Source organism: Dyella monticola, from assembly GCF_003363155.1.
GTDB classification, from domain to species: Bacteria; Pseudomonadota; Gammaproteobacteria; order Xanthomonadales; family Rhodanobacteraceae; genus Dyella_B; species Dyella_B monticola.
In genome coordinates this window covers 65,654-78,242 of sequence record NZ_QRBE01000002.1, presented here as the reverse complement: position 1 = coordinate 78,242, position 12,589 = coordinate 65,654, and the positions used below count along the sequence as shown (strand labels likewise).

Genomic DNA, 12,589 nt, shown 5'->3' with positions numbered 1-12,589 from the left:
GATTGAAAGCTCTTGAGTTGACACACTTTCCGCTACCGGAAAATTCAAGAGCATGCGCTGATAAATGGATGTTTTTACTATCTCATGCAAGGGCGTGAAGCGGCCGTGAAAAACCACCCTTCAGTCGACTCAAAAAAGCGCTACGAGTCACAATTATCGTTACCTGCCATCACTCGACATGTGGAACCATTTTCCAATTTCAGTGATGGACTCAGCAGAAGGCTAACTACGCTGAGGTTGAAGGGTTTTTATCAGTCAAGCGATCATCCAGGATCATGTCGGTCTTGAGTCCCGGGTATTCGACCGCCAAGGCATGACAACTGCCCAACGCTTGAATTAAGCCGCGTCGCGAACGGCGTTAGTTTGAATGAATTATTAGGCGCGCGTTTGTTCAACCCCATATCGCATTGCATCTAACAGAATATCAGCGTCTATATTTCTTAATGTCCGAAACTTGATGCAATACCCAGTTACGCTTGCCCGGCCGATCTTTTTTCCATATTTCTCGGCTAAGTACTTTTTGTCTTTTATCCCAAGAATGTAGACGGATATACCTGTTTTGTTTGCACTAATGCCAATCTGATAGAACTCCCTATTTTTTCCATCGGCATACTTTATGGTCTGCAATCCATAACCTATGTTCGGATTAGAAACCACCTGACCGCTTTCATCTCTACCATCGAGAAACCATAATTTACAGTCCGGCATGATTCCAAGAATGATGCCATGAAGCTCTTGCATATCTGTTCGTTTTGGCTCTGGCTGGGTTGCGATATAGTCTTTGATTTGGTTGCGTACGTTCATATGAAAATCGCTAGTTGTGGTCTACGTGGCCAATCCTACCCCCGATAACCCTCTCTTATCGCGTTGCCATGGGGAAACGATGCCATCGAGCGATCTGAACATATCGAGGGCCTGGACGGCTATACCAGGCAATTCTGGTTACACGGCTGCCGATGATCGACGCGATCAACAGTACGCTGGACAGCGATCCTGCATTTCAGCAGCCTCCGCATAGACCAAATCCCCATAAGCCTCAGCTAGGTTCATCCCTCCGAGGCGGCCATCTGCATTTGTTTCATTGCAGAATCAGCAACCACCCTTTGCCCGGTTCGACAGGAATGGTATCGCCTGGCTTGAATGTCGCCGCAGATTGAAAACCGTCGATGGCTGGCGCTACAAGTTTTGCAGAACCCGGTTTGATGCCAAGCATCTTCCAGTCGATGTGCAGGTTGACGCGCGTTTCATCCGTGGCCCATGAAGCCAAAGCGATTAGCGTTTTGCCTTTGCGCACGTAGCTGGTAGCGAGCACGTCATCACGGCGAGTTTGTACAGGTGTGTCATGCACCCACCAGCCGATCATATCCGCCTGCTCGATGCCGAAGTTGTCCCATAGCTTCCACAGTTCGCGTGGATCGCCACCCGTCCATGGCAGGCGATTGGTCATGCCAAAGAGCATGCCGCGCCAGGGGTTGCCGCCACCTTGCAACATCTCCCCCATCAGACCATATGGAATGCCGGAAATCTCAGTAAGCCAATAAGAAGGCGAGGTGTGCTGATAGTCGAATTCCTCGCCAAACCAGAGTCGATCAATATATGGAAACAACTCCATATAAAGCAGAGCGCTGTTGATATAGCCGTCACGCGGGTTGAATTGATTGGCCGAATGAAGATCAATCAACGGATGCGGACGGCTCGCTTGTAGCACCTTGCGCACGCGCTTCATGGTGATGCGGTCGTAGGCGACATCGTCGAGGTAGAGACCATCAATACCGATGTTGCGTGCTAGCCAGTTCAACCCTTCGATGTAGTAGTTGTGCCAACGGCTTTGCCCAGCGTCGACCACGGCCGCGTCGCGGTTCTCCGGTACATGCCAAGCAGCGATGTAATCGCCATCCAGGTGTTCCTGTAGCCAGGAAAAGCCGCCGCCCGGACCGGTGCTGATGATCTCTTGGCCCAGACTTTCCAGCACTGGCAGTTCCGGCGCGCGATCGGATAGTTCCCGGATGGTGTCGTAGATCTTGACTTCCATGCCGCGTTGGTGCGCCGCCTCCACGTAGGCGCGCATCTTGGCGGGCTCCAGGAACGGATAGTTGATCCAGGGATTGATCGGCGTTGCGTGGTGGATGTTCACCACGTTGGCACCCTGCGCCTTGATCGTGTCCAGGTCGCCGTAGGCATGGAAGTAACGTTCTGCGAAATGCTCAGCCGGGTGAATCATCTTGAAGGGCGTGACGCGCATGACGATGTCGTAATGCAATACCTGTCCGGCGGACATGGTGCGCGGACCACTGAATGCCGTTACCAGATAGCGTGCTCCGTTTCGCTTGAACGTCACGCCACCCTGCCCTTGGTTATCCCAAGAGGTGGGCATTACCAGTGGCTGGTCATGGTAGAAATTGGTATTGAGCGGTCGACGGTAGTGTTCGTCGCGAAGATGGAACTCCAGACCGCCGTTTACGGCACCGATCCATGCACCATCCTGATTGTTCTGCACGTTCCAGCGCCAACTGAAATCGGCCGGTGCGTGATCACCCGTTCGACCAAGGCCGAGCTCATACTGCGCTGCATCGTTGCGCAACGGAATCTCCAGCCGGATGTCGTTCAGCGCGATGGGTTTGGTCGCCGTCAGTACGACGGAATAGGTCAGCGTGCCATCGGCTTCGAGGCTGGCATCGACGATACTCTGCAACGGACCGGCAGCGCCTGCAATTTGCCAATGGACTCTGGCCGGGCCATCGATCTGCACATTCGGCACGGTGGATGAGGAGAGCGCATGTGTACCGCCGGCGTCCTTCACCAGCAGTTGCATCGGGGCGGCAAGCAGCTGCAGCGGCGTTTTGCCGAAGCCTGTCATGCGTTCGTCGAAATGGCTATCGATCTGCGCCGGGAAGCCATTGCGCGCAAGCGTGATATCTCGTCCGAGTATGCCGAGCTTACTGCCTTGCACCGTTATCGCAGTGAATGGCTTAACGAGATTATTGTCCTGCGCAAGCGTGGAGTTGAGCCAGCGCAGACGCGTGAGTTTGAACGGATTATCATCGCCATGTGCAACGGCCTCGCCGCTACCCACGGTAATGGCAAGGGGTATCGCTTGCGCAGGCACGCCATCGGCGCTGAGCGTTACGCTACCGCGATAGATACCGGGTTTCGTCGTTGCGGGAATATCCAGGCCCATCCATAACGGCTGGACACGGCCTTGCGGAATATTGACGTGCGCAACAAACGTTTTGCCGGTGTAATCGGTACCACCCAAGTTGAAGCACGTAAATGCCGAAGCTGAAATGATGGCGCCGTCCGGTCCTTTTAAATTGGAAAAGCTTACCTGCACGTTCTGGATGGCACGCCGCGCCGCCCATGCGCCAACTTGATAGCTCAGGTATTCGCCACGCAGTGCGCTATCGGCGAAGCCACCGCCTGCCCCGCGCTGCGCCCAACGCTCGGGAATCTGGTCGAACATTCGCACCGGATATTCGCGGGTTTCAGGAAACAGCAACCATGGTGTATCCGGATTCGCTGCAAGCAAGGCTTTGACATCCTGCGGCGCAGCCGTGCGCTCCATGTCGGTATACGCATCGAAGTCATCTACCGCCTGATAAGCAAGCAGCTTGGCCTGGGGTAGCTTTGCTTCGCGCTTAGGGTCATTGGCACCACTGGATTTTAGCCACGCTGCATCGGCAGTATCGCGCGGCGCCAGATAGGTCACGGTCGGATAATTTGAACGACCGTTTGTGATGTACGGCTGGTAATAGATCGCATAAACACCCGCCTCTTTCGCTTCGAATACCAGCTCGCCCGACACTTGATCGATGTGCACACGCGCAACGTTGTCGACGACATTCCCGTTAGGACCAACAACAATGGTCGCGACCTGATCGGGATGGGCGTCGCGCCGATGCCATGGCAACACGGCGCGTACTGCTGCGGCAGGCTTGTCCACTTGCACGGTATAGCGATGATTGCCGAAACGGTCCGCGTTCCAATGTAACGGTACGGGCTGAATCTCCGCTCTGAGGCATCCAACAACGCCCAATGCGGCCAGTGTCAGCAGGCAATATCCGAACCGCTTGTGCATTGCTTTCTCCGTTGCCGCAGCTTGTCTCTCACCGGGATCAGTGAGCGCCCGGAATAATAAAGGCTACCGAATGAAAAAGTAAATAAACGAAAGATTAGATCAAAACACGAAGAAGAGCCAAGGGCGGGGGAATGTCGCGTAAACATGCAGTTTTTACGCATTTTTCGCCAGTTTCCCTAAAAAGTCAGCGCACCCCTACCACCTTCGGACGAGAAATTGAAGATAAATAAAAGAAAACGAAACAAAGTGTGGCCGCGCGCCCTACTTTCGATAACGGGGGTCAATCACTAGCCCTTTCTGGCGACGAACGGTAAGAATTGGACGGCTGATTGATGCTGGAGCGCGCTAGTGAGCGAATGGGTGCACCGTTAGATTGTTGCGTTCCGCACGCGGAAAGAATCGATCGACAAAGAGGATGGAGTTCATGAAGCCAGTGGTGCGTGTGTCGATTCTGCGGTGTCCACCGGAGTGCTTTGCCGAGCTTCGCCAAATGGCGGCAGAGGCCGATTCCGTTCTACGTCCTGGTATAGAAGCTATGGCAGGTTTGCTGGCCTTCTACTTTGGTGCGGATGAGGCGACATCTTCGCTAACAAATGTCAGCCTTTGGAGCAGCCTTGAAGCCGCCAAGCAATTGGATACGTTTCAGCCGATGCTGGATCTAGGGAAGCCATTCAGTGCAAAGGGGGCGACGTTCGAGCGCCCCATCATGAACTACGCAACGCTGTGGCAATTGAAAGGTACAGCGGTGTCTGGCGAAGCAGCGCCACAAGGCTTCGCGGTTGCCCAGCATCCAGGCTCATAAGAAACTGCAAAGTTCAGATGGTGTGATACGACCTACGCGGGATGCCACCTCTCCGTCAAAATGGTCATGCTGATTTGTTACAAACTGGTCATTTTATAGCGTAGCTTTTTTCCGTAGTTTCTCTCACCACCGATCACATCGTCGGTCATACGAGGAAACGAAAATGGCCTGGATACACAAGGAAATCCGGATTGAAGCCAACCCTCAGGATGTTTGGTTAGCGATCTCGGACGTTGGAGCGGCCCATCGGCGACTCACTCCAGGTGTCCTGACTGACGCTCGCTTGGATGGTGACAATGCTCGAATCGTTACGTTTGCCGACGGAACGGTCGCACGTGAATTGATTGTCGCGCTCGATCACCAGGCAAGGCGATTCGCATACGCGTCAGTTGGTGGTCGAGCCATTCATCACAATGCATCGTTCCAAGTCTTCGACGATGGTGACGGATGCACGCGTCTAGTTTGGATAACGGATGTGTTGCCGGATGAACTGGCCTCGTTTGTCGGGCAACGTATAGAGCTTGGCTCGGCCGTCATAAAGCAAACGCTTGAACGGCGGCAAGCACCTAGCTGACGATCTCCGATGGTGCACGTTTAGCCATCACCTACGCGAAGGATGCCAGTTAGGGTCGAAAGCATCCCCTTCCCTACTCTCAGTAACACAGGCTAATCGCACTGACATGTGGCATGCTTCGGGCGTTGTGGTGAAGGCGTCCTTCCCTGCTCTACGCAAGCGGCGCAGGCCGCCCAGAAAGTGGATGTTGCATCCTTTAGCCATTCAGGCCTAGATTATCCAGTGGGCTCGTTCGGCATACTTCGAGATGTGAAGATCGAAGCTCCGTCCATCAGGGGATGGGCAAGGTACACCACTTAGCTTGCACGATTGATTTGATGCGCCACAGCAACAGTTTCGGCGCGAGCAAGCGTTAAATCCGCAGATTATTACAGCCACGTCGGCTGCTTTGGATATTCCAAGAAAGATCGGGGCTCTCTCGGGGGGAGCTTTCCCGTTTATTACGCTCATCTCTTCACGGAGACAGCCATGATCAGTGACCCTGTTGCTGCTAAACACGCTTTGCTCGCGATGTATGCGGAAGACATGCTGGGCGGCCAGGGGAGCCTCGCGCCACCCATTGATCCACGATGTTCGGGCGAATGGACGCTCCTGGGGCATTTGGTAGCCAAGAACGCGCTGCTTTGCGGCCAGAAACTTCAGCTCGGTGATGCAGCGTACTACGGCTTCGTCGCGGTCAACAAAAACGATGCGACGAACTTGATCGCTGTCGTCCGTGGCACGGAGTTGGCAGTGGAATGGCTGGAGAATTTCGAGGGACTACTGATCGATCGTCCTGGTATCGGATGGGTCGAACAGGGTTTCGATTCTATCTACGGCGCCATGAGCTACGTCGCGCTGAACGCTGCACCCGCTGCGGCAGCGCAAGCGCCTGCGGCAGCAGCAATTGCCAATGTACTGCCCGCAGGTTCGACTGTGACGGTGATTGGCCACAGTCTAGGTGCAGCCTTGGCCTCCTATTTGATGTTGGATCTTGCCACGGTGCCCCAGCGTTCCTATCGCGTGGAGGGAAGTTTGTTTGCGTGTCCGCGCGCCGGCAGCCAGGACTTTGTCCAGCGCGTGGACCAGGCGATCGATGCGTATCGCGTTTACAACTACATGCGCGACCTGGTGCCGCATGTGCCACCCTCATTGCCGTTGCCGCTCAACTTTGAATCGTTTCCGCAGACCACCTGGATCCAGGCAGCCGACGCCCAGGCCGTTATCAAGAACGATCTCGAATGCAATCACCATGCGTATTGCTATGCAGCCATGCTGGACTTTGCCAGCGTGACGATCTCCCCAACCAATCTCTGCATCCTTAAACAGGCCACGCCTTAGGACGCCACGCGCGGCCACCGCGTCTTGAGTCGTTGAGATGATCTCAAGGGAGTTGCCATGTCTGACCAAAACTTCCAATCGGCCGAGGCCGTATATCAAGCCGATGCGCTAGCGCTCACTAGTAAACGAAAACTACGTAAAGAACCTCCGAGTGGTTTAGATGCATTGAGCGCATCGCAAAGGACGGCGATCGTCTTCGATTCCGGCAGTGCCGCGTCTGCGCAACCGACTGAGTTCCCGATGGAGTCAATGCTGTCGGGTGCGGCCATCCCTGCTCCGGCTCAGGTAGCGTCATCAATGGGTGTTTTGCCGCCCCGGCCATCGGAAGCAGTGGATTCAAACGGTGAACCCGAACAGAAAACCCTCGGCGACAAGCGAGTTGGACTAGCCTTTTCCGGTGGCGGCATTCGCAGTGCCACCTTCAGCCTCGGCGTGCTCCAGCGTCTGGCGATGCGCGATATGTTAAGAGAAATCGACATCCTTTCCACGGTTTCCGGAGGCGGCTACATCGGGGCGTTTTTGTCTGCGTGGATCCATCGTAGTGAGAAACCGGATGACGTTTGGGACGAGCTCAAGCGTTGCCCGGAAAACAATCAGACTGAGCCAGCAGAAGTCCAGTGGCTGCGTCGCTACAGCAACTACTTGACCCCCCGCGTGGGCGTGCTGAGCCTGGATGCTTTGACACTCGTCGCCACTTACCTACGCAACGTTGCGCTAAATATGAGTGTATTGATCGCGTTCGTGACAGCCATGGTGATGGTTCCCCTGCTTTTCGTCATTCCCGTTATATGGTTGCTTGCTCACCCGTCGTTGGCACGCGACGGCATGGCGGTTTTTGGCTCAATCGCGCTGTTCGCATGTTTCATTCAACTCTTCTTCGCTGCCCATCGAAACTGGCTGCGATTGACTCAACCTGCGTTTGTTTACGCGACAGTGGTCGTGCCTGGTTTCCTCGCCGGACTTTTTGGCGGAGCATGGTTAACGTCCATCGATAACAGCTTCGTGTGGGAACTAGTGTGTTTGATTTTCATCGTTGTCATTGTGTTAGCCATGGCAGTGGCGCAAATAGCGTTCAGACGGCCGCAACTTGCCGCATCCCCGCCGCTTGTGAGTTCCTTCAGATTCAGGGTCTACGCGCCAGCAACGGCTGTAGCTGTGATTGCCGGTTTCCTGATGTTGCGAGCGCTGCACGATGCATGGAAGCCGGTTGATAACGTTCCGGTCGATAGCGCGGATTTGATGCTGACGTTCGGCGCGCCGCTGCTGGTGGGTGTCATAGCGATTAGCGTGACGCTTTGGATCGGGTTGATGGGGCGCGACTATCCAGAGATGTACCGCGAATGGTGGAGCCGTGTGGGAGGTGCGTCGATAACGATGGGAATAGTCTGGGTCGCCTGGTGCGCGCTCGCGATATACGTACCCACCTATCTGGACAATTGGTTGTCAAATATTCAAAGGCTATGGAGTATCGCTGCAGGCTGGCTTGCCTCCGTCGCGACCGTCATCGGACTTTTTCGCTCGCTTTCCGGAACCACCTCTCCAGGAAAAATTCTCCCGAAACGCGCTGTCGTCGCCGCCGTCTTGGCCAGCGTGGTTTTGGTGGTGCTGGTAGTTGCAATAGCCTGCGGAGCGTTTGCGCTCCTGCGGACGATTGCCTCGCTTGCTGCTGACGGCAACGGTTTTCTCGACGTGACGGAGTGGGCCTGTCGGCCGGGCAACAGCACCTCAATATGCAACACGCCGCATCACGACTTATATTTTTTACCTGCCATATGGAAGGTTTTCCTCGCAAGCACCGTTACGGCACTTCTGCTTGGCTGGCGCGTCGACATCAATCGCTTCTCACTCCACGACATGTATAAGAACCGGCTCATCCGCTGCTATCTGGGAGCGTCGAATCGGGCACGCAAGCCGAACTGGTTCACGGGCTTTGACCCTGATGACGACATTGCCTTGGCCGATCTCGCCCCACTGCGAGGCAGTGGCTCAACACCCCACGACACATCATCCGACCCGAGCACGCCCACCGAACGTGCCCCGCTGCGTGCTGAACCGCAGCGTCCGTTTCCTATCTTCAATGCGACGTTGAACCTGGTTCACGGGGCGGAGCTGGCATGGCAGGAGCGAAAGGCGGCCTTGTTTGTCCTTACGCCAACCTATTGCGGTTACCAGCTCGCACCGTCGAGTGGAAACAAACCACTTTTTTCAGTACCCGACACTCAACAGACCGAGGAAGCTCCTCAAGAAGCTTTTCGCCCAACGGTTTTGTATGCGGATAACGCATCGCGCTCTGATCGTCGCGCCTACCGCACAGCTGGCCCGCAAAACCTGCCGGCCAACGTCCAAAACGGGGAGCGCACGGGATTCACAGTCGGAATGGCCATGGCGACCTCCGGTGCCGCGGTAAGCCCCAACATGGGTGCCAACACGCAGCCTGCATTGGCGATGCTTCTGACGTTTTTCAATATTCGACTGGGTCGCTGGTGCCCGAACCCCGGGAAGAGAGATTGGCGGCGAGCCAGCCCACGATCAAATCTGGCTTGGCTGCTCGCCGAAGCGAGCGGTAATACCAATGAGCAAAGGAATTTCGTCTATCTTTCCGACGGCGGTCACTTTGAAAACACGGCCGTCTATGAACTTGTCCGTCGACGCTGCTCGCATATTGTAATGGTCGACGCGGGTGCCGACCCCACTCGCGCGTTTGAAGACCTTGGCAACTTGATCCGCAAAGTGCGCGTGGACCTCGGTGCCAAGATTGACTTGAATCTCGGCGAGCTTTACGCGTTGAAGTCAGGTCGAAGCAATGCCGGTTTTGTCCGCGGAAAGGTGACCTACGCGACAAACCCCGAGCGCGAGACAGGCAAGATCCTGCTCATCAAACCCACGTTGTGCAAACAAAAGATCGAGCCGGCCGATATCTACAACTACGCTAGAGGCGACCATACGTTTCCGCAACAGACGACCCTGGATCAGTGGTTCGATGAATCTCAATTCGAAGCCTATCGCTGTCTCGGGTCGCTGCTGACAGAAGCCGCCTTTACCACAAACCCTGAGTTCTTCAGTTGAGAAGCCAGCAGAGGCAAGCGAAGCTCGAAGGTTGAAGCCCTGTAGGTCCCGCACTGACTCGGTTACCCTCGATAACAGTCCCTAATCGACCGGGCCGGCCTGACTAACGACTCTACTCCGCGCTCCAACGTTCCCAGGGCGCAACGCCGCCAAAATCTTCGACAAGAAGATCGACAAACGTGCGAACCATACGTGGTATGTAGCGAGCCGTCGGAAACACAGCGTGTATGGGCAAGCTTGTGGTGGCGTAATGGGCAAGCACCTGAGTTAGCGAGCCCTTGGCCAGGGCTTCACCGAACACGAAACTGGGACCATAAGCGATACCCAACCCTGCCAATGCGGCCGATTGAAGCATGTCCATATTGTTGGCGTGCATGCGGAAAGGGCCATTTGCAGTGTGCTCTATCCCATTTGGGGCCGTAAACGTCCAATCACCTGCGGAGACGGCGCCACTAAACGCCAAGCACACATGGTTGCGAAGTTGCATCGGCTTCGCGGGTGTTCCATGCGCCTCAAGATAGGACGGTGATGCGCAGGCAACCATGCGACACGCCGCCAGTCGTCGAACGGTAAGTGTGTCGTCGTGCAGTTGACCAATGCGAATAGCTACATCGATACCTGCTTCCAGCAAATCGACATGTCGGTCACTCAGCGCGACATCAATGGCAACACCTGGATGCTCGCTTAGGTAGCGAGCCACGCTCGATCCGAGATGCATGGTACCGAACGTAACGGGTGCCGCTACTTTCAGTGTTCCCTGAAGTGTTTGGTTACGATCAGCGGCTTCATGATTGGCATCATCGAACTCCGCCAGGATTCGCTTGCAACGCTCGTAATAACGCTGACCGACATCCGTAAGGCTCAGACGTCGCGTGCTCCGCTGGAGGAGGCGCGCGTTGAGTTGAGTCTCAAGCGAACGTAAGTATCGACCGGTCATCGCGGACGACAGCGCAAGTTGCCGACCAGCCGCCGCCAGACTTCCCAGGTCGACCGCCAGGACAAAGACACGAACACCCGTGATCTGGTCCATAAGCCCAGCCCGATTAGATACCAGTGGTATCTACCGTATGGCTATTTTCTGGAATTATCAATCCTTGGTGCCCTATCTAGCATTTCTCCATCGGGCCATTTGGCCGTCCAACCAGGAGAAAATAATTATGAAAATCCAAAGCAATGGCGTGAACATTCGCGTTCGCGAAGCGGGCCATGGCGAGACCGCCCTCGTGTTTCTGCACTACTGGGGAGGCTCTTCCCGCACGTGGCGCCACGTCACCACAACCCTGTCGAACCAGTTCCGCACGATCGCGACCGACCATCGCGGCTGGGGCGATTCCGACGCTGGCGAAGGCAACTACGACATCAATACGCTCGCGCTCGATGCGCAAGGTGTGATCGATACGCTGGACTTGAAGCGCTACGTGATTGTCGGGCACTCGATGGGTGGCAAAGTGGCACAGCTGATGGCATCGCGTCAGCCCCAGGGGCTTGTTGGCGCTGTGCTCGTGGCGCCGGGTTCGCCAGCCCCTGCCACGATTCCGGCGGAGCAGCGGGAATTCATTTCGCACGCTTACGACTCACGCGAATCTGTTCTTGGGAGCGTAGGGAATGTGTTGACGGCCAAGACGCTCTCGAAGGATGACCTGGAACAAGTGGTCGAAGACAGTCTACGCGGCGCACCCGGGGCAAAACTCGCGTGGCCATTGAACACCATGATGGAAGACATCAGTGCCGTGACAGTCAAGATCAAGGTTCCGGTCTTGATTCTCGCTGGCGAGCTCGACAAGGTGGATTCCGTGGATCAATTGAAGACCGAAGTGTTAGCTCGCATTCCGGGAGCAACGATGCAGACGGTGCCGGGAACCGGCCACCTCTCTCCGCTCGAATCACCCGCGGTATTGGCAGAAGCCATCACCGAATTCATGGATGGCCTGTAAGTTCGAAGGGGTCATGCAAATTTCCGCATTGTCTTTCGCGCCATGTATTCGTGGAAGGCTTTGCCGAGGTGAAGATTGCGAGTGTGGCGGCAAGTCCTATTACCTTGCAGGTAATTGAGACGCCGCGGACGTTCTCTCATAGTTGTCACCACTGCAGATGCATAGATCCGAGAAAGACAACCCTTCCCCGCTGTTCGACTTCACCTGAGAGATAAAGCCCATGTCTAACTATCCAGTTCATACGCTTCAGTCTGCCCCGGAGGCTTCCAGGAAGTCACTGGAAGCTCTGCAATCGGCCTTCGGATTCCTGCCGAATATCGCAGCCACGATGTCGACGTCTCCGGTCCTGATCAATACCCTCGTGCCCATGTTTGGGCAGGTTCACGCAGGCAGCTTTTCCGAGCCGCAAATTCAGACGGTTCTGCTTACCAATGCGGTTACTAACGCAAGCGCCTATCCAGTAGCACTTCACACCTTCCTCGCCCTGCAGAACGGTGTCACAGAGGCCGACGTGGAGGCCATTCGCAATGGTGACCTGCCGAAGGACGCCAAGCTTGCTGCGTTGTCCCGGCTGGCAAAAACCTTGATCGAAAAGCGTGGCCGTCTGAACGCGCACGATAAGGAACTTTTTTTACGGGAAGGTTTTGGTTCTGAACACCTTCTGGAAGTCATCGCGATCGTGGCCGCATCGGCCATCACCAACTACAACGCGAGTGTGACGCAACCGCCACTGGAAGTGGATTTTCAGGTGCATTCGTGGTCAGCTAACTGAGCGATCATAGTGACGGCATCATTTATTGATGCCGCCACGTATTTCT

General features: G+C 55.4%; 9 protein-coding genes. 6 read left to right on the top strand and 3 right to left on the bottom strand.

Annotated features, from left to right (window positions below; all coding sequences use genetic code 11):
• Positions 1 to 375 precede the first annotated feature (375 nt).
• Positions 376 to 804: a DUF1801 domain-containing protein gene (locus tag DWU98_RS04215; RefSeq protein WP_115494255.1), complete on the bottom strand. Its 429-nt coding sequence runs from the start codon at positions 802 to 804 to the stop codon at positions 376 to 378.
• A 274-nt stretch (positions 805 to 1,078) separates the two neighbouring features.
• On the bottom strand, positions 1,079 to 4,075 hold the full coding sequence (locus DWU98_RS04210) for a glycoside hydrolase domain-containing protein (protein WP_115494254.1): 2,997 nt from the start codon (positions 4,073 to 4,075) through the stop codon (positions 1,079 to 1,081).
• A 424-nt stretch (positions 4,076 to 4,499) separates the two neighbouring features.
• Here DWU98_RS04210 and DWU98_RS04205 point away from each other — a divergent pair, with 424 nt between their 5' ends.
• The 4 genes from DWU98_RS04205 to DWU98_RS04190 all read left to right on the top strand — a co-directional run bounded on the left by DWU98_RS04205 (position 4,500) and on the right by DWU98_RS04190 (position 9,837).
• Positions 4,500 to 4,877 carry a hypothetical protein gene (locus DWU98_RS04205; protein WP_230474675.1) on the top strand — a complete coding sequence of 126 codons (378 nt, stop codon included), beginning with the start codon at positions 4,500 to 4,502 and terminating at the stop codon, positions 4,875 to 4,877.
• Between the two features lie 163 nt (positions 4,878 to 5,040).
• The gene (locus tag DWU98_RS04200) at positions 5,041 to 5,451 is read left to right on the top strand and encodes an SRPBCC family protein (RefSeq protein ID WP_115494253.1); all 411 of its coding nucleotides are present in this window, start codon (positions 5,041 to 5,043) and stop codon (positions 5,449 to 5,451) included.
• A 468-nt stretch (positions 5,452 to 5,919) separates the two neighbouring features.
• Entirely contained in the window at positions 5,920 to 6,771 is an 852-nt protein-coding gene (locus DWU98_RS04195) for a lipase family protein (RefSeq protein WP_115494252.1), read from the top strand.
• Positions 6,772 to 6,828: 57 nt separating this feature from the next.
• On the top strand, positions 6,829 to 9,837 hold the full coding sequence (locus DWU98_RS04190) for a patatin-like phospholipase family protein (RefSeq protein WP_230474674.1): 3,009 nt from the start codon (positions 6,829 to 6,831) through the stop codon (positions 9,835 to 9,837).
• Positions 9,838 to 9,949: 112 nt separating this feature from the next.
• Here DWU98_RS04190 and DWU98_RS04185 read toward each other — a convergent pair whose 3' ends face one another.
• On the bottom strand, positions 9,950 to 10,867 hold the full coding sequence (locus DWU98_RS04185; protein WP_115494251.1) for a LysR family transcriptional regulator: 918 nt from the start codon (positions 10,865 to 10,867) through the stop codon (positions 9,950 to 9,952).
• Between the two features lie 127 nt (positions 10,868 to 10,994).
• Here DWU98_RS04185 and DWU98_RS04180 point away from each other — a divergent pair, with 127 nt between their 5' ends.
• Both DWU98_RS04180 and DWU98_RS04175 read left to right on the top strand, forming a co-directional pair.
• The gene (locus tag DWU98_RS04180) at positions 10,995 to 11,771 is read left to right on the top strand and encodes an alpha/beta fold hydrolase (protein ID WP_115494250.1); all 777 of its coding nucleotides are present in this window, start codon (positions 10,995 to 10,997) and stop codon (positions 11,769 to 11,771) included.
• 220 nt (positions 11,772 to 11,991) lie between these two features.
• Positions 11,992 to 12,543: a carboxymuconolactone decarboxylase family protein gene (locus tag DWU98_RS04175; RefSeq protein ID WP_115494249.1), complete on the top strand. Its 552-nt coding sequence runs from the start codon at positions 11,992 to 11,994 to the stop codon at positions 12,541 to 12,543.
• Positions 12,544 to 12,589 lie beyond the last annotated feature (46 nt).